Origin of the sequence: Aliiroseovarius sp. M344, assembly GCF_025140835.1 — a bacterium.
Taxonomy (GTDB): domain Bacteria; phylum Pseudomonadota; class Alphaproteobacteria; order Rhodobacterales; family Rhodobacteraceae; genus Aliiroseovarius.
Genome location: NZ_CP081153.1, coordinates 151590 through 173473, shown reverse-complemented (window position 1 = coordinate 173473; position 21884 = coordinate 151590). Strand labels below are relative to the sequence as shown.

Sequence of the window (21884 nt, the reverse complement as noted above, 5' to 3'; positions counted from 1 at the left end):
CCCAGAATCTAAAGTCTCAAAAACAGGTGTCCCAAAAGAAAAGAGCGGGCACAAGGCCCGCTCTTCCCTAAGTAATAATCCGTTAGGATTAGAACAGCATGATGATACCGAGGTCAGCAACGGTCACGCCGCCAACTTCGCCAACACCAGCGTTGAACGATGCGCCACCGCCCAGGTCGTATGCAACGCCCAGACCGTATGCGTCAGCCGAAACGCCCATGACGTCAACTTCCGAGTAAGCAGCGGTCACAGCAACTGCACCCATGGTGTAGCCAGCGGTGATGCCGTATGCGGTGATGTCGTTGTCGTCGTTACGCGAGTACAGAGCGTTCAGCGAGAAGTCAGCAACGTTTGCGCCAGCTTTCACGTGAATGGTGCTCGACGTGTCGATCAGGCCCCAGTCGTCGTAACCCAGACCAACGCTGAAGTCACCCATCGAGTAGGTGGCTGCAACCGAAGTGATCTCGGTGCCGTCCAGGTCGTGCGAAATCGCAACGCCGAAGTCGCCAAATGTACCTTGGTACATCAGGTTGCCCGAGTCAGCTGCGTCAACCAGAGCTTCTGCAACGTTGTCGGTGCCCAGACCCGAGTAACCGATGTCTGACAGGCCCAGAGTTTCGTCAACAGCCGAACCAACGTTACCAACCGAGAACTTGCCGAAGCCGCCTTCGATGTAAGCTGACGAACCGTCAACTGCGCCGCCGGTTGTGCCGGTGGTGATGTCGAAGTTTGCGCCGAAGCCCAGGCCGCCATCGGTTTCACCAGTCATGGCAACCGACAGTGTTACGTAGTGGTCCAGTGTCCAGTCGCTAGTTGCGTCGTTATAGACAAAACCAGCACCAGCTTCACCGGAGAAGCTGATTTCAGCGGCAGCGAAGCCAGCCGAAGCGATCAGCGCGGTCGAAGCGAAGAGAATCTTTTTCATTTCGTTTTCCCTCATGTGTTTCAAAAGTTCACCTCAATTCAGGGAAATCCGAATTGAGTATGTTGGTTCAATCTACCTTTCCGCTGGCGTTTGCAAGAAATGCGAAACCGGAAACCAGATTGTGGCCGGAATTGGTGCTTCTATGCCACAGTTTCGCGGGGCGCTTTTCGCCGATCCCTTTATTGACAGGCTTTTCCAGCGTTTTGGCATGCATAGGCGGCATTTGGGAAAACGCTTGCCCGCCTCTTGGCGCTTATATACTAACAAGAGGAAATTGAGGAAACGGGGCTTTTTTATGCGCATCTTTAAGTCTGCCGCATTTGGGATTTCATTGATTGGCATGCTTGGGCTGTCTGCCTGCGGTGGCGGCAGCGGCTCTGCTGGGTTCGGCGGGAGTCAGAACCAAAGCCAGACAATTCAGCATTCGCCAAAAGCAGAAGAGCCACGCGAGACCATTTGGGATCTGTTCACGAATGTGGATGACCCCAACACCACCGTTGAAGTTAACCGCTATCTTTGGAACGCCTCGCTGGATGTACTGAGCTTCATGCCGGTTCAGGCAGCTGATCCATTCTCGGGGATAATTGTCTTTGGCTTCGGGCGCCCACCCGGTGGCGGAACAGCGTATAAAGCCACCGTATACGTGCGCGACCCCGCATTGGACGCGCGTTCGCTGTCGGTTGCACTCTATACTCGGTCCGGCCCAGCCAGCGCCGAAGCGGTGCGCAAGGTCGAAGATGCGATTCTGACCCGCGCGCGTCAGCTACGTATTCGTGACGGCAAGCTCTAGACCCGGACCGACCACAAGATTAAGACATACGCCGGGCCAACTGCCCGGCGTTTTTACATCAAGGACCACGACCACATGTCGCGATACACCGCCGCCGATATCGAGCCAAAATGGCAAGAAGCCTGGGATAAGGCCGGAATTTTCACCGCAAAGCGCGATGAAAGCCGTCCTAAGTATTATGTGCTTGAGATGTTTCCGTACCCGTCAGGCCGTATCCATATGGGGCACGTGCGCAACTACACGATGGGTGATGTGATCTCGCGCTACAAATCATCCTGTGGTTTCAGTGTGTTGCACCCGATGGGCTGGGATGCGTTCGGTATGCCCGCCGAAAACGCAGCAATGGCAACAGGTGGCCACCCGAAAGATTATACCTACGGCAATATCGCGACCATGAAAGGTCAGATGCGGCCACTGGGCCTGTCGATTGACTGGAGCCGCGAATTCGCCACTTGCGATCCTGAATACTATGGTCAACAGCAGTCCATGTTCATCGACTTCATGCAGAAGGGTCTGGTGTACCGTAAGAACGCGACCGTGAACTGGGACCCGGTCGATATGACCGTTTTGGCCAATGAACAGGTGATTGACGGCTGCGGTTGGCGTTCGGGTGCACCGGTGGAACGGCGCGAGCTGACGCAATGGTTCTTCAAGATCTCGGATTATTCCGGCGAATTGCTGGACGCGCTGGACGGGTTAGACAACTGGCCAGAGAAAGTGCGCACCATGCAAGCCAACTGGATTGGCAAATCGCAAGGTCTGCAATTCAGCTTTGAACGCACTGATGGCGGCGAGATCGAAGTTTACACCACACGTCCTGACACTCTGATGGGCGCATCCTTCGTTGGTATTTCGCCCGATCATCCGATTTCCAAGACGCTTGAGGCTGAAAACCCCGAGATCGCCGCCAAAATCGCCGAGATGCGCAAGGGTGGGACGACCGAAGAAGCAATCGAGACGGCTGAAAAGCTGGGTTACGACACTGGCATTCGCGTTAAGCATCCGCTGGACCCGAATTGGGAGCTGCCGGTCTGGATCGCCAACTTTATCCTGATGGATTACGGCACCGGTGCGATCTTCGCCTGCCCGGCGCATGACCAGCGGGACCTTGATTTCTGCCGCAAATACGATTTGCCGGTGATCGATACCTTCTTATCTATTGATGAACCGACCCCCGTTACAGACGAGGCCTTCGTTCCGCCAAAGGCCGAAAAAGTTAAGTGGATCAATCATTTCGCCGAACTGGACGAGGCAACGGGTGACGAAGCGATCGCCGCAACCATCAATTTCGCCGAAAAAGCGGGTTGGGGCACCGGCGTCACCAATTACCGCCTGCGCGATTGGGGCCTGAGCCGCCAACGCTATTGGGGTTGCCCGATTCCTGTCGTGCACTGCCCGGATTGCGGCGTGGTGCCCGAGAAAAAAGAGAACTTGCCGGTCCAACTGCCCGAGGACGTCACATTCGACGTGCCCGGCAACCCGCTGGACCGTCACCCGACATGGCGCGACTGCGCCTGCCCTTCCTGCGGCAAGCCTGCCAAGCGCGAAACCGACACGATGGACACGTTTGTTGATTCGTCCTGGTATTACGCACGCTTCACGTCTCCGAATGCGACAACACCCACGGATGCGGAAGACGCCGCTTATTGGATGAATGTCGACCAATATATTGGCGGCATCGAGCACGCGATCCTGCACCTGCTGTATTCGCGCTTCTTTGCCCGCGCGATGAATATCTGCGGCCACCTGCCTGACAAAGCGATCGAGCCGTTCGACGCATTGTTCACTCAAGGTATGGTGACGCATGAAATCTATGTCACCCGTGATGAAAATGACCGGCCCGTGTACCACTTGCCGGAAGACATCGAGTGGACCGAAACCGGAGCACGGCTTGGGGCTTGCGGATCCGAGGTGGAAGTCATCCCCTCGGCCAAGATGTCAAAGTCCAAGAAGAACGTGGTCGACCCGGCGAACATCATCTCGGCTTTCGGTGCTGACACCGCTCGTTGGTTCGTGCTCAGCGATTCGCCCCCCGAGCGCGATGTCGAATGGACGGCCTCGGGCGCAGAAGCCGCTGCCAAGCACCTGGCACGCGTTCACGCGACTGCCTTGAAAATCAGCGAATTGGAGGGGGCGGACGGGGACGACCAAGACCTGTTGCGCGCGATGCACAAGGCCATACATGATGTGACCATGGGGATTGAAAGCTTCGGCTTCAACGCCGCCATCGCCAAGCTCTATGCCTTCCAGAACACCATTTCGAAATCGAAAGCGGGTGGCAGGGCGCAAAAACTGGCGATGCGTACGCTCGCACAGTTGATGTCGCCCATGACTCCGCACCTATCCGAAGAGATTTGGTCGATGCTGGGCGGCAAGGGCTTGATTGCACAGGCCCCTTGGCCGCAGGCAGATGAAGCCATGCTGGTCGAGGATACGGTAACCCTGCCCATCCAGATCAATGGCAAACGCCGTGCGGAAATCAGCGTGCCGAAAGACATGGATAAAGCGGAGGTTGAAAAACTGGCGCTGGCCGAGGATGCTGTCATCAGGGCGCTGGATGGATCGACGCCCAAAAAAGTTATCGTTGTCCCGGGGCGCATTGTGAATGTCGTGGTCTGATCGCCGAGTTTTCCTGACCTCACTGGTCGCCATGGCGGCGCTTGGGGCCTGTGGGTTCACCCCGGTTTATGCCCCTGGCGGATCGGCAGATGGTCTGCGTGGCGGTGTGACCGCTGCGGCCCCAAACGACGCCAACAGCTATGAGCTTGTGAAACGGTTGGAAGAACGGTTGGGCCGAAACCTGTCGGCCCCATATGAGTTGAACTATACCATCACCACCCGTTCGGTCGATGTAGGCGTCACCCCGCGGCAAGAGATTACCCGCACGCAAATCCTTGGTGCCGTAGAGTTTTCCGTGACGTCGGTCGCATCGGGCGACGTGGTCGAAAGCGGCAGCCTGTCGAATTTCACATCCTATTCGACGGAGGGGTCCACCGTATCGACTGCCTCGGTCGAACGGGACGCAAAGCGGCGTTTGATGGTGTCGCTGGCCGATATGATGGTCACGCGATTCACCGCTACGTTTGCAGGTTGGGGCAAATGAAGCTCGCAACCCGCGACGCCGTAAAATATTTCGCCAAGCCTGACCCCAGCCGCACCGGCGTTCTGATTTATGGGCCGGACGCCATGCGCGTCGCCCTGAAACGGCAGGAGCTGATTGCAAACCTGATTGGCCCGCAAGGCGAAGAAGAAATGCGCCTGACCCGCATTCCAGCAGGTGATCTACGCAAAGACCCTGCTTTGCTCTCCGATGCCATAAAGTCGCAAGGATTCTTCCCCGGCGCTCGTGTGGCGTTTGTCGAAGATGCGACCGAAACGGCCGTAAAGGTTATTACCATCGCACTGGACGACTGGCAGGACGGCGACGCGCAGGTCATCGTGACGGCTGGAAACCTGAAGGCACGCGGCGCTTTGCGCAAACTTTTTGAAACGCACCCGAATGCCTTTGCCGTTGGTATCTATGACGATCCACCCTCCCGGGACGAGATCGAAGCCGATCTGAAGCGCGCTGGCGTCGCGGATGTGCAACCCGAAGCGATGAACGATCTGACCGGATTGTCGCGTGTTCTTGATCCCGGCGACTTTCGGCAGACCATCGAAAAGCTTGGGCTTTACAAGCTTGGCGACAGTACCCCAGTAACGCCAGATGACGTTCTGGCCGTTGCGCCCGCCTCGACAGAGGCTGAATTGGACGAGCTTCTGCACGCAGTCGCAGAGGGCCGCTCTGGTGAAATAGGGCCTGTTTTGGCGCGTCTTCAAGCTCAAGGCGTTCAGGCTGTTGGCCTTTGTATCGGTGCGACCCGTCATTTCCGCGCGCTGCATGCGGCCAGTTCGGATCCGGGCGGACCCTCCCAAGGGATCAATCGCCTGCGCCCACCGGTACATTTCAAAAGCCGCGACCGGATGGTGCGGCAGGCCCAGCAATGGGGGCTGCGACGGTTGGAGCAAGCCTTAGAGGTGTTGGTCGAAACAGACCTGACGCTCCGATCCGCACAAAAGGCACCTGTCATGGCGCTGATGGAGCGCACATTGATCCGATTGGCCATGCTGGGAGGTAAAAGATGACATACACTGTGATCGGCCCAACCACGACCCGTACATTCCGTGTTCTGTGGATGCTGGAGGAGTTGGGTCAGAGCTATGACCGCTTCACACACGCCCCGCAGACCGAAGAATTGCGAAAGTTCAATCCGGCGGGCAAAGTCCCGGTTCTGCTGGAAGACGACGCCGCCCTGACAGATAGCACCGCGATCATACAGTACCTCGCTGACAAGCATGGCGCGTTGACCTATCCCGCAGGTACAATTGACCGTGCCCGTCAGGATGGATTTACCCATTTCATTCTGGACGAATTGGATGCAACGCTGTGGACCGCTGCACGCCACACTTTTGTGCTACCCAAAGAAAAACGCATTCCTGAGGTGAAACAGAGCCTAAAATGGGAATTTGAACAGTCCGTCACTGAGCTGATGCGCCGCAAAGGCGACGCCCCCTTTCTGACGGGCGACCGCATGACTGTTCCAGATATTTTGGCCATCCATTGTGGAAGTTGGGCGGTCGCTGCAGGCTTTCCAATGGAAAACTCGGCCTTCCGTGCATACGCCAAGTCTCTGCGCAATCGCCCCGCCTATGTGCGAGCATCGGCGGCCTGATCCAGCGCCCACCTAGCCGCGGCTTGGCCCGCGTGCCGCCCTGTCGCCAAACAGGTTGTCAAGAGATAGCCACCGGTCGGCGCGTCCCAATCCAGCATTTCGCCACAGGCAAACAGGCCCGGCAATTTTTTGATCATCAAGCCTTCGTCGAGGGCCTCAAATGGCAACCCGCCTGCGGTCGAGATCGCCTGATCCATCGGCCTTGGTCCGTCATGCTGGAGAGGCAGCGACTTGATAACCTTCGCAAGCGCTGCTGGATCTGCCGGCAGCGGGCGTCCAAATTCTTGCAGCAAGGCGATTTTCGCCGCGTCGAGCTTCAGGGCCTTGCGCAGATGGTTGGTCAGGCTGGACTTTCCGCGCCCTTGGCTTAATCGATCCGCCACATCGCTTTCGCTGCGGTTTGGGGTCAGATCAAGACGCAGTTCAGCACCCTCGCGCATCTGCCGACTAACGGCATAGATCGCGGACCCTTCGACGCCCTGTAACGAAATCACAAATTCGCCCAACACCGAAGCATCACCAGCATACAAACGCACAGCCTTTATCGGCGCTCCGAAATGGCGGCGCATGTGCTCGCTCCAATTCACGGTGAAGCCCATATTGCTGGGTTTGAATGGCTGACACTCAACACCGTTTTCGGCAAGAATAGACACCCATTTACCGTCCGAACCCAATCGCGACCAACTGGCACCTCCCAGCGCCAATACGGCCACATCGGGGGTGATCATTTGTTCGCCGTCAGGGGTCTGAAACCTCATGTCGCGACCGCTCATCCCGGTCCAATACCAGTTTCGCTTCAGGACAACGCCCAAGGTCGCCAGTTCAGCCAGCATCGCGCGAAGCAAAGGTGATGCTTTCATGGCTTTGGGGAATACCCGGCCAGATGAGCCGGTAAACACCGCTTGCCCGAGGTCACTGGCCCAGGCCTGTACATTCGTGGGTCCGAAGTTGGCAACAATATCACGCAACACATCCGGGCCATCAATCGCTGCAAGAAATGTATCAAGCGGTTCAGCCTTCGTAAGGTTCAGCCCGGACTTGCCCGCCATCAAAAACTTGCGCGCAGGTGATGGTTTCGCTTCGGCAATGGTCACAGATAGACCAGCCTTTGCCAACTCGCCCGCCGCCATAAGCCCGGCCGGACCAGCCCCGATTACCAATGCCTGTTTCACACGGCTTCCTGATCGGCGGTCTTCATCTCGACCACACGATGCGGATATGGAATTTCGATATTGTTAGCCTTGAGCGTTTTCCAGACCTGCATCATCACGCGAGGCGTGAACTTGTTGCGCCCGTCATCGATGCCATTCACCCAAAACTCCACGGCGAAATCGACACCGCTATCGCCAAAAGCACGCAACTCGCAATCTGGTTTGTGCTCTTCTGTATCGGTCAGGATGAAATCCAGTTCTGCCACCGCGTCTTCGATAATCGCCGGGATAGCTTCAATGTCAGAGTTGTAGCTTACGGAAAACGGCGCTTCATACCGTTTAGCACTGCCCGCGTCCGAGTAATTGATCACGCGTGTCGTAATAAAATGCTCATTCGGAACGACGATCCAGCGACCGTCATAAGTCTCTAATATGGCGGCGCGGGCAGTCATTCTGACAATTGTCCCTGCTTCGCCCCCATCCAGTTCAACGTAGTCGCCAACCGTCGCTTGCCCTTCAAGAAGAAGGATCACACCCGATATGAAGTTCGCGGCGATCTGCTGCAAGCCGAACCCAAGACCCACACCAATCGCGCCGCCGAGAACCGCAAGCGAAGTCAGATTGATGCCCATAATGTTCATCAGCACAAGGAACGCGACACCGAAAATCCCGATCTCGGCCGCCTTGGCCGCAAGCTCGCGAGTCGCCGGTGGCATTTCCTTCTGCTGCTTAATCACTTGCGTTGTCTGTTCGTGTGACCAACGACCCAGCCAGAAGATAACTCCTCCCAACACCGCAAACTTGATCGCAAACAGGATCGAAAAGCTCATGTTTCCAAGCGGCACGATAGTTTCGTCAAGCTTGGTGATGACCGCATCCAGCAACCCTATTGTGTAAAGGGCAGCAATGGGAATCAGGACATATCTGCCCAACAGTTTCAGGAAAGGATCCTTCAGAATTTTGCGTGCAAAGGCACGAACGGCCAGAAATAGGAAAATCCGTTTGCCGAATGCGATGACTGCGCCGGAACCGAAGAGGGATCGGGTGACCTGTTCGCCTATACCTGTGAATGCCCACGCCAATAGTGGCAGGATCAGCGGTAGGAACATCAGCACGAACAGGCGCAGTTTCGATAAGAGCGATTTCTTTTTGCCAGCAGGCGTCAACAGGCGCTCAAAAAACGGTTTCAGCTTTCGATCTGCTAGCCGCGCCAAAAGGTAAGCTGCGACCAATAGACCAAGCTGCGACCACGCGGCAGGCGAAAGAAGCCAACCTTCAGCGATCTCTCTTGCTTGATTAAAATACTCGATCGCTTGATCCAGAATTTCCGGTCGGGTCTCCACGTTCATCCCCTTATCCAAACATGAATGGATGCAAAACTATGCTGCATGGATAGCGGTTTGGCCCCAAAGGGCAAGCATTCTGTGCCCCGTTTCGCCCGGCGTGGTGGACAGAGTCCGTGAGACCAGAACCCGATTGCGCCGATCTTGCGCGGCGCAAAGTCAAACCGTTGATGAGGCTGCAGTTTGGTAATCGATAGCGCCGCTGCGACGCCAATCAGGCAGAAATAGAGCGTGTTTCTGAGATCATCTGCTTCATTTCGGCGACATGTTCGGCGCTTTGTGATCTGGCATCATCGGCAAGCTCCAACGCCGTTTCAACTAAGGCGTCCCGAGCTACCAACCGGTCGACAAGGCCCCACCGAAGGGCTTCGTCCGACAATATTCTCTGTCCGGACATCAAAATCATCTTGGTGCGCGCTGGTCCGATCAGACCCGCCATTCGGCGCGGATCAGATGGCTGTGGCAGGAACCCCAGCTTCATCACGGGATAGAAAAATTTCGCCTCGGGTACAGCAATGCGAATGTCGCAGGCCAAGGCCATGCCAAAAGCGCCACCTGCCAACGTGCCGTTCAATGCTGCAATCGTCAGACACGGCGCGGCGGAAACTGCGTTTGACAAGCGTTCCCATACATCGTCGACGGCAAGTCCAGCGCGCGCTTCGTCCAAATCGGCCCCTGCAGAAAACACATTGCCTTTGCCGGTGAAAATAAGCACACGTGCATCGCCTGCTGCGCTCATGGCGATCTGCGCCAGGTCCTCCAACATCGCCTTGGTTAAGGAATTAGCCTTCTCGGGCCTATTTAGGGTCACAATCCAGACCCCATTGTCCTTTTGCAGATCAATCATCCGCGCACCTTCGCGCGATCACGAATGGCTTCGTCCCTAAGCGATATCTCTTCCCCCAGAAATTCGTTTGCGTCATCGCTGCACATCCAAAGAAGCGCGCGGGCGGGCCATTCCGGTGGGACATGATCTCGCCATGCCAGCTGTGCCACGGCGTTGATGCCCGAGGTCTTGATCTCACGTTGCATCTGGGTGGCAACAGTGCCGGGTGAAAGCCCTATTGCGCGGATACCGCGGCCAGCACCTTCTTTGTGAAGCGCCTTGGTCATCATGTGAACGCCGGCCTTAGATGCGCAGTAATGGGCCCAGCCTTCCAAAGCGTTATGCGCCGCGCCTGAACTGATCGTCAGAACTGTCCCACCACCTTGCGCGGCCATAATCGGCATGACGGCCCGCATGCCGTAATACACGCCCTTCAGATTTACATCTATTACATGACCCCATTCGTCTGGATTAGAGTCAATTAATGGCCCAATTGGCTCAATCACACCCGCGTTGTTGATCAGAACATCGACAGTACCGAATTTCTTAACGGCCGCATCAACGACCACTTTCACGTCGGTCCATTTCGACACATCACCCGGCACCGCCAGCGCGCGCGCGCCTATGGATGCGGCGATCGCGTCGATCTGCGATCTTCCGCGCGCCGTCAGCACAACATTGGCGCCCGCTTGGGCAAAAATATGCGCGGCAGCCTCGCCTATCCCGCGGCTTGCACCGGTGATCAGCACGGTTTTTCCAGTCATGTCTGTCATTGTCGATCCTCCATTGCTTAATTGCTAGCCCAGCGAGAGCTCTTAGACCAGAGTCACATCTTGCGACCGCGCGTCCTGAGCGTTACCTCAATGGCACCACCGCGAAAGGGACCAATATGACAAATGCGCTAGACAGTCTGACACAGCAATTGCTCGAGGCTGCCCGGAAGGCCGGCGCTGATGGGGCAGACGCCTTGGCCATAGATGGCACATCGATTTCGATCGACGTACTTGGCGGTAGGCTTGAGCATGCTGAACGATCAGAAGGCGTCGATATCGGCTTGCGCGTGTTGATTGGACATCGGCAGGCCTGCGTTTCTGCGTCAGATACATCCGCACACACCATCCAAACGATGGCAGAACGCGCCGTCGCCATGGCGAAAGAAGCCCCCGAAGACCCTAATATCGCCCAAGCGACAGCCGATGCATTTGCCCGCGAATGGGATTTGTCCGAACTAGAGCTTCAGGATCCTTCGGCCGAACCCAACCCTGCTGATCTGGAACGCGATGCCGCAGAGGCCGAAGCTGCCGCGCTGGCCGTCTCCGGCGTAACGCAAGTCTCAAGCAGTTCGGCAGGCTATGGACGGCACCAGTTCCACCTCGCCACCAGCAATGGGTTTTCCGGCGGGTATGGGCGCACGCACCACGCCACGTCGGTCGTCGCGATCACCGGCGCAGGGGCCACGATGGAGCGTGACTATGCCGGCGAGATGCGCAGCTTTCAGGCTGACCTACCGTCCGCCGCCGAGATTGGCACGAAAGCAGGCCAGCGCACGGTCGAACGTGCTGGGGCGCGCAAACCGCCGACCGGCGCTTTTCCTGTGCTGTATGACGAACGCATTTCTTCATCGCTGATTGGTCACTTGCTGTCCGCTGTCAATGGCGCCGCGATTGCCCGCGGTTCATCATGGTTGCGCGACGCGTTGGGAGAGCAGGTTCTACCCAACGGCATCGATTTGATCGAGGACCCACATCGGCCGCGCATTTCCGGCTCACGCCCATTTGACGGTGAAGGGTTGGCCACTCTGCCTCGAAAGATCATCGACAACGGCATGCTGACAGGTTGGACGCTGGACATCGCGACCGCCAACAAGCTGGGTATGACCAGCACCGCCAGCGCGTCTCGCGGCACGTCGTCGCCACCGTCGCCCTCGATCTCAAATGTGACACTAACTCAAGGCAGTTCGACCCGTGACGATTTGATTGCGCAGTTGGGGACAGGGTTGATCGTCACCTCGATGATCGGCTCGACCATCAATCCTACGACCGGGGATTATTCACGCGGCGCGTCGGGGTTTTGGGTCGAGAACGGGCAGATTGCCTATCCCGTCAACGAATGCACCATTGCGGGCAACTTACGCGACATGCTGGGTCGGATCATCCCAGCCAATGACGCTGAACCGCACCTAAGCCGGATGGTTCCCAGCTTGCTGATTGAGGGTATGACCATTGCCGGCGACTGATGACCTTGCCCTGTTGAAAGACGCGGCCCTAGAAGCCGGGAAGATCGCCGCGCGCTATTTCCACGGCTCGGCAAACCGGTGGGACAAACCCGGCGGCCAAGGTCCTGTGACCGAAGCAGATTTGGCCGTGGATAAGATGCTGCGCGAAGAACTGACTGCCGCGCGGGCAGACTATGGCTGGCTGTCAGAAGAAACAGAAGACGGTCCGGATCGTCTGCACGCCGAACAGGTATTCATCGTCGATCCGATTGACGGAACGCGGTCGTTTATCGAAGGCTCGACAACTTGGGCTCATTCGCTTGCGATCGCACGAGATGGGCGGGTTGAAGCCGCGGTGGTCTATTTGCCGATGCGCAACAAGCTCTATGCCGCCTCACTTGGCAAAGGGGCAAGCTTGAATGATGTCCCCCTCAGCGTCAGCGAGCAACAGGAAATGGTCGGCGCAACCGTGTTGGCAGCAAAACCCAATTTTGATCCGTCGCGTTGGATCAACGCAGACGTGCCGCCGATCACCCGGAAATTCCGATCGTCGCTTGCCTATCGGATGTCGCTTGTGGGTGAAGGAAGGTTTGACGCGATGATGACATTGCACCCAACATGGGAATGGGACGTCGCAGCTGGCAGCCTGATCGTTGAAGAAGCAGGCGGGGCCGTGAGCGATCGGACCAACAAGCCCGCCCTTTTCAACAATCCCGTGCCCAAACTTTCAGGGATGATAGCGGGGGGCGGCTTTATTCACAGCGCCTTGATTGCCCGGCTGGCATGACGTTGTTAGCCTAACAACTTAGCGAAAAGAGGTCATTGCCAAGATTGGCTTTATCGCTAACATGAGGGCAGAAATTTTTGTTCAAGGATTCATTCGTGACCGAAACACCCCCTGCCCGAAATCGCCGCCCCCTCACCCTCCGAGACGTCTCAGAAGCATCTGGCGTCAGTGAAATGACGGTCAGCCGCGTGTTGCGAAACAGGGGTGATGTAAGCCAGGCCACCCGTGAACGGGTCTTGGAGGCCGCAAAGGAACTTGGCTATGTGCCCAACAAGATCGCCGGTGCGCTGGCGTCGCAACGCGTAAATCTTGTGGCGGTCATTATTCCATCGCTCAGCAACATGGTGTTTCCAGAGGTGTTGACCGGAATCAACGAGGTGCTAGACGAAACGCCCTTGCAGCCGGTTGTGGGCGTGACCAATTACAATCCCGAACGCGAACAGAAAGTGCTCTATGAGATGCTGTCGTGGCGTCCCTCCGGTGTGATTATTGCCGGGTTAGAGCATTCGGACGCCGCAAAAGCGATGCTCAAGGCCGCGGGAATTCCAGTGGTCGAGATTATGGATACAGACGGCCAGGCCATCGACGCTTGCGTAGGTATCTCGCACCGGCGCGCGGGCCGAAAAATGGCCCAAGCGATCATGAAAGCGGGCTATAAGAATATCGGTTTCCTCGGCACCAAAATGCCGCTGGATCATCGTGCCCGCAAACGCTTTGAAGGCTTTACAGAAGCTTTGGCGAAAGAAGGGATCGAAATCGCAGATCGCGAGTTTTACGAAGGCGGATCAGCGCTGGCAAAAGGGCGCGAGATGACCGAAGCCATGCTGAAACGCACGCCCGAGATCGATTTTCTGTATTATTCCAACGACATGATCGGAGCTGGTGGCCTTCTTTATTGCCTTGATCAAGGGATCAGCGTGCCCGGACAGGTCGGATTGGCAGGTTTTAATGGTGTCGAGCTTCTGGACGGATTGCCCCGACAACTTGCCACGATGGATGCCTGCCGTTTGGAAATCGGCCGTGCGGCCGCGCGCATCGTCGCTGATCGCAGCACAGAAGCTGGTGACACCGGCGGTGGCGAGCGCATCGAACTGACCCCCAAAATCCAACCCGGCGACACCTTAAGACGGCGCTAAAGCCTGCTGGACAAGCCAATTCACTGACTTTATTCCAACCAGGCGACCTCGTGGCTCAACTGGATAGAGCAGCCCCCTCCTAAGGGGCAGGTTGCAGGTTCGAATCCTGCCGGGGTCACCATTCGATTTGCTTTCGTTTTGTGCCAATCGTGATTTCAACAACTTATTGTAGCCAAGGGGCAAAGCCAAAACGGGATGCGCTAAGCTCGGACATCTGCGTTACTGAGCTTACGTATTTTCGGACGCTTTTCCGCCTAAATAGACACAATCTACTGCCCGGTCGTCGCCCATCATCATCAGAATAAAAAGTTCTTCTGACAGAGTTGTGGCGCGCTCCAAGCGCAGGGCCATAGCGTGGGTGGCGGCAGCGTTCAGGACCACGATGTCGGCTTCGCTTCCGGGGGCTAGCGTGCCGATTTTGTTCTCTAATCCAAGCGCCAGCGCATTGCCCCGCGTGATCCAGTGGAAGGCACGCAGCGGGTGTAAGGATTGGCCCTGCAATTGCAGCACCTTGTAACCTTCGTTCAGCGTTTGCAGCATCGAATAGCTGGTGCCCGCCCCAACATCGGTCGCGATTGCGTTGGTGACACCACGCCCGCGAAGACCCGCATCATCAAACAGTCCGCTACCCAGAAACAGGTTTGAGGTTGGGCAAAAAACGGGATGCGCCCCGGTCTCGACCAGCGCGTCGATTTCGCGGGGTTTCAGGTGGATGGAATGACCCAGCAGCATCTTCGGGCCAAGCAGACCGTAGGATTGATAGACATCCAAATAGTCGCGGGCATTGGGGTAGAGCTCGGCGGTATAGGCGATCTCGTCGTGATTTTCAGACAGATGCGTTTGCACATAGCAATCGGAATGCTGTTGCACCAAGGCTTGAGCCATCTCCATTTGCGCGGGTGTTGACGTGATCGCGAAGCGTGGTGTGATCGCGTAAGTAGCGCGACCCTTGCCGTGCCAAGTCTCTATTAAGGCCTTGGTATCGTCATAGCTGGATTGCGGCGTGTCGCGCAGACCGTCGGGGGCGTTGCGGTCCATCATTACCTTGCCACCGATCATCCGCATGTTGCGACGCGCGGCCTCGGTAAAAAATGCATCGGCCGAGGTTTTGTGAACGGAGCAATATGCGACCGCCGTTGTGGTGCCATGCGCCGTGATCTGGTCAAAAAACTTACCTGCCATCGTGGCGCTGTGCGCCGGGTCGGCATATTGGGTCTCGGCGGGGAAAGTATAGGTGTTCAGCCAGTCCAGCAGCTGAGCGCCCCAGGACGCGATGACCTGCACCTGCGGAAAATGGATATGCGTGTCGATGAAACCGGCCATCAACAGATGGGGACGGTGGTCGATGACCACAGCATCGGTCGCCTGCGCGCTGACCGAGACATAGTCGCCCGAAGCGACAATCAACCCGTCCTGAATCAGGATCGCGCCATCCTCGCAATACTCATAGGCCTGGGTGTCGTCAGGGCCGTTCGGTTCGGCGGTGAAGTTGAGCGTGCGGCCACGCAGAAGGGTTTGCGGCGATGTCATTGCATATTCCGTTCAAGAAAAGGCACAGGACGCGGCGGGCGCGCCCTGTGCTGAGTTCGGGCAAAGGGAGGAATTATTCGCCCGGTGTGATTTGTGGTTCTTCCGTCGGCAGATTCTCGTTCACCAATTCGCCTTCTTTGTGGAAGTGCGGATAGATGAACAGGAAGGCCGCCGCGATTAGATAACCCATGCTGACCCCGCTGAGGCTGGGCCAATGCAGGCTGGCCGAATGAACGATGCCGACCAACGACATGCCACAAGCCGCAAGGGCAAACCCACCCGCGTTGCGGAACCGTCCGTCGATCACGCTGGCCACAATGGCACCCCAGATCAGGCCGGTCAGGATGGCACCTTGGCTAAGCGCAAGGTGGCCTTCGAAATGCGCCCCTTGTTGCAGCAACGCAGCGGTCAGGGCTTCGTCCCCCAGTCGCGGAAGTCCTTCAACCCCCGTTGCACCAAGTGCCCCCATCAGCGAACCCCATTTGGTCACAAGGAAGGATGACACATGCGGCATCATCGCGATGGTCACAGCGGCCATATGCTCGGTCTTCACCGAATGTGCCGTGTTGGTAATCAGGCTCAGCGCCACGAACACCAGAACCGGCGCGGCGGCGGCCACGGGGATCAGGTTGTTCAGGAAAGCCAGCAATCCGAAGAATGCGGCGAAGGGAATAACCAACCCAACGGCAATGATATAACCAGTATGCGCGCCCATTCGTTTATATGCCGGATGGCCGATATAGGCGGTGGTGGGGAAAGGCGAACCAAAGACCGCGCCGATCATCGTGCCGACACCGTCCGTCACCTGACAGGTGGCCACCGGATAATGGTCGCCCGCTGCTTCGGCGCTTTCGACATTGTTCATGGTTTCGATGAAGTTATAGATCTGTACCGGAACCAAAACCAGGAACAGCTCTGGGTTGGCGATCAGGTGTTGAATTCCTGCAATCAGGTCTCCGATATAGGGCAAAGGCGGATAGAACCCGACGCCTTCGAAGCTGATCGTCGCCTTGCCCATGCCCAGCGCGACCACGGTGCCGACGATCAGGGCCAGAAGACCGGCAGGAATGTTGAAGGGAAGGCGGAAACGTCCGACCAGACCCCACAGGATGATGATCATCGAGGCAAATCCGATGAACGGGTCCTCGAACACTGTGGCCAGTGGCACGGTGCCGATGAACACCAGCGCGATGCCGCACAGGGTGCCCAGCATACCTGCGCGCGGCGTGACGCGTTTCAGCCACGGGCCGACGATCGCCCCAAGGCCCGCAACGATCCCGCCCATAAAGCCCGCACCAATACCCACTTGCCATGCAAGCATCGCATCATTGGTGGACCAGTAAATCGGGCCAATCACGCCGAACAGATAGACAAACATCACGGGTGTCGAGATGCCGTATGGCAGGGCGGTCACGTCGCGCCCGTGCTTTTGCGCGGCGCGCTTGGCCAGCCATGTATAGACGGCAACACCGGCCATGATGGCAACGGCCGCGCCCGGCAGGATGCGACCAAAGACAATCGCGGCCGGCATGTTGAAGACGAACTGACAGACACCTGCCAGCACGATCAAATTGATCAGGTTATCAGTAAACAGTGCCCAGAACGCGCTGAAGTCACTGCGCGCAAAAAGCTTGTAGTTGTAAGTTCCACCGTCCATGACGGTCTCCTCCTCCAATGTGACCAGAAGTTAGTCCCGGGCCAGTCTGGCGCGGTTGCTCTTTCGGTCTGATTGATTGCCCAGGATGGGCGCTCCCTTGTCCCATTGCTGGGTGTGTGCGGCAGTTTCAGAGGTCAAATCAGCAATCACTTCCGCTGCCACCAAGGCCGCGATGACGCTGGGCCGTTTGTCACGGCTGCCGCTTGCCCCAATGGGGCAAATCAATTGTTCGGTGCTGTGGTCGTCGCCATGCAGGCGGACCCAATTGCGAAATTTGGCCCGCTTGGTGGCAGACCCAATCATGCCGACATATGTCGCGTCACCCTTTTCAAGAGCAGCGAGGGTCAGCAGGAAATCCAGCGCGTGATCATGGGTCAGCACGACAAAGGCGCTGCCCGCCGGAGCGTTGATGATATCCACCTCCGGGATCGCGCTCAGCCGCGTTTCCACGTCGGCACGGCATTGGCTCAGCTCGTCTTCGCGGGTGTCGATCAGGATGCAGCGCACCGGCATGTGCTGGAACAGATCGGCCAAAGCACGGCCCACATGACCCGCGCCCATGACATAGATATGGGGCAATTGGTCGGCCTGGTCCTGCGCCCGCGCGACAGCGTCGCGCTTGTCGGCCCTGCGCATCCGCGCCAATGACAGCTCGACCCGACCGCCGCAGCATTGGCCGATCTCTGGTCCAAGGGGCACGTCCAGATCAAGGTTCAGAACGCCGTCGCGCAGCATTTCACGCGCGCGGTCGATGGCGATGTATTCCAGCTGACCGCCACCAATGGTGCCCCACAGACAATCACGCGTGACAAACATTTCGGTGCCTTCGTTGCGCGGTGATGATCCACGCACACGGGTCAGGGTGACACGGATCACCCGCCTGTTCTGAGACAGGAAACCGTCAAATTGATGCGCGGCCAGGCTCATCGCTTAACCAGCCGCTTTCAGGTGTTCGACGGCCATGAGAACGCGCTCGGGTGTGGCGGGCGCGTCAAGACGCGGGCAGGTGCGATAATCCCCGACCGAGGCAACCGCCATCGACAGCGCTTCGAACACCGAGATGCCCAGCATGAAGGGCGGCTCACCCACGGCTTTTGACCGTTTGATGGTCAGCTCGCGGTTTTCGGACCAGTCGGCAAGCTTGACGTTGAACACACGCGGGCGGTCCGAGGCCAGCGGAATCTTGTAAGTCGACGGCGCGTGGGTACGCAAGCAACCCGCGTCGTCCCACCACAATTCTTCGGTGGTCAGCCAGCCCATGCCCTGAATGAACGCGCCTTCGACTTGACCCTTGTCCAGAACTGGATTCAGCGAGCGGCCCACATCATGCAGGATATCCGTCCGCTCGACCCGGTATTCGCCAGTCAATGTGTCGATCGTCACCTCGGAACAGGCCGCGCCATAGGCATAGTAAAAGAATGGGCGACCCTTTCCGGCGGCGCGATCCCAATGGATTTTCGGCGTCTTATAGAAGCCCGCAGCCGAGAGTTGCACCCGCGCCATATAGGCTTCTTTAACGAAAGCGTCGAAGGAGAGCACAACGTCACCGATACGCACCTGATTTGGCTCAAACGAAACAGCGTCAGGTGACACCTCCCACTTTCCGGCGGCAAATTCGACCAACCGCGCCTTAATCTGCTCGACCGCATTCAGGGCCGCCATACCATTCAGGTCGGTGCCTGAGGACGCGGCAGTCGCGGACGTGTTCGGCACCTTTTCGGTCGTGGTCTTGGTGATCTTGATCCGCTCGAAATCCACCTGAAACGCCTCGGCGACGACTTGCGCCACTTTGGTGTTCAGACCCTGACCCATCTCGGTGCCGCCATGGTTCAGATGGATAGAACCGTCGTTATAGACATGGACCAGCGCGCCCGCCTGATTGTACCAGGTTGCGGTGAACGAGATGCCGAACTTGACCGGCGTCAGTGCGATGCCCTTTTTCAGAACGCGCGAGGTTGCGTTGAAGTCGATGATGGCTTTGCGACGCGCGCGATAGCCTGCGGTTTCCTCTAGCTCGCTCACCAGCCGATCCAGAATGTTGTCCTCGACCTCTTGGTGATAGGGCGTCAGATCACGACCCGCGCCGCCATAGAAATTCGCCTTGCGTACATCCAGCGGGTCTTGGCCGGTGGCATAGGCGATCTCTTCCATGATGCGTTCGGCCACGATCACGCCTTGTGGCCCGCCGAAGCCTCGAAACGCTGTGTTCGAGACTGTGTTGGTCTTCATCGGATGGCTGACCAGCCGCACATTCGGATAGAAATAGGCATTGTCGGCGTGGAACAGCGCACGGTCCGTCACAGGCCCAGACAGGTCCGAAGAAAACCCGCAGCGCGCCGCAAAGACGCCGTCCACAGCTTCGATCCGGCCTGCATCATCAAAGGCCACGTCATAGTCGATCACGAAGTCATGGCGCTTGCCGGTCGCGGTCATGTCCTGATCGCGGTCGGGGCGGATTTTCACCGCACGGTTCCATTTCTTGGCGGCGATGGCGGCGACGGCACAGAACAGGTTCATCTGGCTTTCTTTGCCACCAAACCCACCCCCCATGCGGCGCACATTCACCGTGACCGCATTGGACGGCACACCCAACACATGGGCGACCATATGCTGCGCCTCACTTGGATGTTGGGTGGAACAGTGGACGATCACGTCATCATCCTCGCCGGGAATGGCAAAGGCAATATGGCCTTCCAGATACATGTGATCTTGTCCGCCGACAGTCATCCGGGCTTGAATACGGTTGGTCGCTGTCGCAATGGCTGGGTCAACCTCGCCACGCTCCAGCTTCAATGGCGCGGTAACATGTGGATAACCCGCTTCCTGCGCGGCAATAGGGTCTAACGCGTGCGGCAGGACCTCGTAATCGACCTGCGCAAGCTCGGCGGCACGGCGTGCATCATCACGTGTTTCGGCAATGACCGCAAACAGCGGTTGGCCGTAAAACTGGATCGTGTCGGTCGGAAACACCGGCTCGTCGTTCAGGCCAGTGGGGCTGACGTCGTTATGGCCGGGAATATCGTCTGCGGTCAGCACACCGACCACACCGGGGGCAGCCAGAACAGCGGACAGATCAACGCGCCCTAATTTGGCATGGGCCACATCCGACACGCCCAGATAGGCATGAAGCGTCCCCACGGGCTCGGCGATGTCATCGGTGTAATCCGCTGACCCGGTGACATGTTTGGTGGCACTGTCATGAATGCGGTCGGTGTGGGCCGCGCCGCGAATGGAGGCACTATCTTTCATATCAAAGCTTCCTTATGCGGTTGTCAGTCGAACAGGGGTTGTGGTCGCGTCGTCATCGTCCAGAAAAAACCGGCGCAAGAGGTTTTGGGCCGACAGCATTCGGTAATCTGCCGACGCGCGCCAATCGGACAGCGGCGCAAAGTCTTGCGGCAGGGCCTGCGCGGCTTTGTCAAAAACCTGCTCGGACCAGCTTTGACCCAGCAGCGCGGCCTCGGCAGCGGCGGCGCGCTTGGGGGTGGCCGCCATGCCGCCAAAGGCAATGCAACAGCTGCTGATCACACCCTCGGTCAAGGTGACGCTGATCCCAACGGCAACTGAGGAAATATCCTCGTCGCGGCGTTTTGAGATTTTATAGGCCGCGTCGCGCTGCCCCGGCGCAGGGCGAGGAACGCGGATGCTTTCGACAAACTCGCCGGGCTTACGGTCTTGTTTGCCGTAATCAATGAAGAAGTCTTGCAAGGGCATGGTGCGACGCGTGGCACCATGGCGCAGCGTGACTTCGGCCCCCAACGCAATCAGCACGGGCGGCGTGTCGCCAATGGGCGAGCCGTTTGCAATATTGCCGCCGACCGTGCCCATATTGCGCACCTGCCAACCGGCGATCCGGTCCCAATAGGGGGTCAGATGCGGGAATATCTCGGCGATAGCATTCTGACAGTCGGTATAGGTGGCGGCGGCGCCGATCACCAAACCGTCGGTGTCCTGACGCACGGATTTCAAACCGTCCAGATGGCCGATAAAGATGGCAGGGCTGATCGGGCGCAGAAACTTCGTGACCCACAGGCCGACATCGGTCGCCCCTGCGACGATTGTCGCTTTTGGGTGGGCCAGCAGAACCTCGGCCAGATCGTCGACATCTGCGGGCAGAATGGCTTGGTTGTCGGCCGGTCCGGTAACAACGCGCTGGCCATCCCGCAGAGCGCGAAGCTGGCTGATCACCTGATCGCGTTCGGTATTCAGGTGGTCTGCCGTCGGCGTGCCATAGCGGCTGACCGCAACGGCGGCGCGAATGATCGGCTCATACCCCGTGCAGCGGCACAGGTTGCCTTGCAGCGCGGTTTCGACCTGCACCTCGGTCGGCTCTGGCGTCGCCATCCACAGCGCGTAAAGCGACATCACGAAGCCCGGCGTGCAGAAACCGCATTGGCTTCCGTGGTGGTCGACCATGGCCTGTTGCACCGGGTGCAGGCGGCCTTCGGGGCCGGATAGATGCTCGACCGTGACGACATGACAGCCGTCCAACGAGACTAGAAAGCGGATGCAGGCATTCACAGGCTCATAGGTCAAACCGGTATCGGTCAACCGCCCCACCAACACGGTGCAGGCCCCGCAATCCCCTTCGGCGCACCCTTCCTTGGTGCCTGTCAGGCGCTTGGTCAGGCGCAGAAAGTCCAACAACGTCTGGTCCGCACCGGCATCCGCAACGGTGACAGGCTTCCCATTGAGAAGAAAATGGATGTTGTTGCGATATGTCATGTGCGCTCCTGAAAACCTGGGTCTAGAGGGACCTTTCGATAGTCAGCATAGAGCGGCCAATTGCTTTCAAATAGAGGCGTAGTCGGT

18 protein-coding genes and 1 tRNA gene are annotated in these 21884 nt (G+C 57.9%); 9 read left to right on the top strand and 10 right to left on the bottom strand.

Annotation, left to right across the window (positions count from 1 at the left end):
- Nucleotides 1-88: 88 nt before the first annotated feature.
- Nucleotides 89-925, bottom strand: coding sequence for a porin (locus K3556_RS00840; RefSeq protein ID WP_260517850.1), 837 nt, complete (start codon nucleotides 923-925; stop codon nucleotides 89-91).
- Between the two features lie 295 nt (nucleotides 926-1220).
- On the opposite strand from K3556_RS00840, the gene K3556_RS00835 reads away from it, so the two are divergent.
- The 5 genes from K3556_RS00835 to K3556_RS00815 all read left to right on the top strand — a co-directional run bounded on the left by K3556_RS00835 (nucleotide 1221) and on the right by K3556_RS00815 (nucleotide 6427).
- Nucleotides 1221-1715 (top strand): DUF3576 domain-containing protein, encoded by a 495-nt coding sequence (locus tag K3556_RS00835; RefSeq protein ID WP_260517849.1) that lies wholly within the window; start codon nucleotides 1221-1223, stop codon nucleotides 1713-1715.
- A 75-nt stretch (nucleotides 1716-1790) separates the two neighbouring features.
- Nucleotides 1791-4334: a leucine--tRNA ligase gene (leuS, locus tag K3556_RS00830; RefSeq protein ID WP_260517848.1), complete on the top strand. Its 2544-nt coding sequence runs from the start codon at nucleotides 1791-1793 to the stop codon at nucleotides 4332-4334.
- Entirely contained in the window at nucleotides 4321-4818 is a 498-nt protein-coding gene (locus K3556_RS00825) for a hypothetical protein (RefSeq protein WP_260517847.1), read from the top strand. Before leuS ends, K3556_RS00825 begins: the two co-directional genes overlap by 14 nt.
- Nucleotides 4815-5840: a DNA polymerase III subunit delta gene (gene holA / locus K3556_RS00820; RefSeq protein ID WP_260517846.1), complete on the top strand. Its 1026-nt coding sequence runs from the start codon at nucleotides 4815-4817 to the stop codon at nucleotides 5838-5840. The genes K3556_RS00825 and holA overlap by 4 nt, the downstream gene beginning before the upstream one ends.
- Nucleotides 5837-6427, top strand: a complete 591-nt coding sequence (locus tag K3556_RS00815; RefSeq protein WP_260517845.1) for a glutathione S-transferase family protein — start codon at nucleotides 5837-5839, stop codon at nucleotides 6425-6427. Before holA ends, K3556_RS00815 begins: the two co-directional genes overlap by 4 nt.
- Here K3556_RS00815 and K3556_RS00810 read toward each other — a convergent pair.
- The 4 genes from K3556_RS00810 to K3556_RS00795 form a co-directional block, all read right to left on the bottom strand.
- Complete coding sequence (locus K3556_RS00810) at nucleotides 6403-7557, bottom strand: TIGR03862 family flavoprotein (RefSeq protein ID WP_260519278.1); 1155 nt, start codon at nucleotides 7555-7557, stop codon at nucleotides 6403-6405. The two genes, K3556_RS00815 and K3556_RS00810, sit on opposite strands and share 25 nt — an antisense overlap.
- A 38-nt stretch (nucleotides 7558-7595) precedes the next feature.
- The gene (locus K3556_RS00805; protein ID WP_260517844.1) at nucleotides 7596-8927 is read right to left on the bottom strand and encodes a mechanosensitive ion channel family protein; all 1332 of its coding nucleotides are present in this window, start codon (nucleotides 8925-8927) and stop codon (nucleotides 7596-7598) included.
- A 208-nt stretch (nucleotides 8928-9135) separates the two neighbouring features.
- Nucleotides 9136-9768, bottom strand: a complete 633-nt coding sequence (locus K3556_RS00800) for an enoyl-CoA hydratase/isomerase family protein (protein ID WP_260517843.1) — start codon at nucleotides 9766-9768, stop codon at nucleotides 9136-9138.
- Nucleotides 9765-10520, bottom strand: coding sequence for an SDR family oxidoreductase (locus K3556_RS00795; RefSeq protein ID WP_260517842.1), 756 nt, complete (start codon nucleotides 10518-10520; stop codon nucleotides 9765-9767). The genes K3556_RS00800 and K3556_RS00795 overlap by 4 nt, the downstream gene beginning before the upstream one ends.
- Nucleotides 10521-10636: 116 nt before the next feature.
- On the opposite strand from K3556_RS00795, the gene K3556_RS00790 reads away from it, so the two are divergent.
- The 4 genes from K3556_RS00790 (at nucleotide 10637) to K3556_RS00775 (ending at nucleotide 14006) form a co-directional block, all read left to right on the top strand.
- The gene (locus K3556_RS00790) at nucleotides 10637-11983 is read left to right on the top strand and encodes a TldD/PmbA family protein (RefSeq protein ID WP_260517841.1); all 1347 of its coding nucleotides are present in this window, start codon (nucleotides 10637-10639) and stop codon (nucleotides 11981-11983) included.
- Nucleotides 11970-12749, top strand: a complete 780-nt coding sequence (locus K3556_RS00785) for an inositol monophosphatase family protein (RefSeq protein WP_260517840.1) — start codon at nucleotides 11970-11972, stop codon at nucleotides 12747-12749. Before K3556_RS00790 ends, K3556_RS00785 begins: the two co-directional genes overlap by 14 nt.
- A gap of 95 nt (nucleotides 12750-12844) precedes the next feature.
- Entirely contained in the window at nucleotides 12845-13885 is a 1041-nt protein-coding gene (locus K3556_RS00780) for a LacI family DNA-binding transcriptional regulator (RefSeq protein ID WP_260517839.1), read from the top strand.
- Nucleotides 13886-13929: 44 nt separating this feature from the next.
- Nucleotides 13930-14006, top strand: a tRNA-Arg gene (locus tag K3556_RS00775).
- 107 nt (nucleotides 14007-14113) lie between these two features.
- On the opposite strand, the gene guaD is transcribed toward K3556_RS00775, so the two are convergent.
- The 5 genes from guaD to xdhA all read right to left on the bottom strand — a co-directional run bounded on the left by guaD (nucleotide 14114) and on the right by xdhA (nucleotide 21797).
- Entirely contained in the window at nucleotides 14114-15415 is a 1302-nt protein-coding gene (gene guaD / locus K3556_RS00770; protein ID WP_260517838.1) for a guanine deaminase, read from the bottom strand.
- 73 nt (nucleotides 15416-15488) lie between these two features.
- Entirely contained in the window at nucleotides 15489-17072 is a 1584-nt protein-coding gene (locus K3556_RS00765; protein WP_260517837.1) for a xanthine/uracil/vitamin C permease, read from the bottom strand.
- A 30-nt stretch (nucleotides 17073-17102) separates the two neighbouring features.
- Nucleotides 17103-17999, bottom strand: coding sequence for a xanthine dehydrogenase accessory protein XdhC (gene xdhC / locus K3556_RS00760; RefSeq protein WP_260517836.1), 897 nt, complete (start codon nucleotides 17997-17999; stop codon nucleotides 17103-17105).
- 3 nt (nucleotides 18000-18002) lie between these two features.
- Nucleotides 18003-20321: a xanthine dehydrogenase molybdopterin binding subunit gene (xdhB, locus tag K3556_RS00755; RefSeq protein ID WP_260517835.1), complete on the bottom strand. Its 2319-nt coding sequence runs from the start codon at nucleotides 20319-20321 to the stop codon at nucleotides 18003-18005.
- 12 nt (nucleotides 20322-20333) lie between these two features.
- The gene (gene xdhA, locus K3556_RS00750; RefSeq protein WP_260517834.1) at nucleotides 20334-21797 is read right to left on the bottom strand and encodes a xanthine dehydrogenase small subunit; all 1464 of its coding nucleotides are present in this window, start codon (nucleotides 21795-21797) and stop codon (nucleotides 20334-20336) included.
- Between the last annotated feature and the right edge of the window lie 87 nt (nucleotides 21798-21884).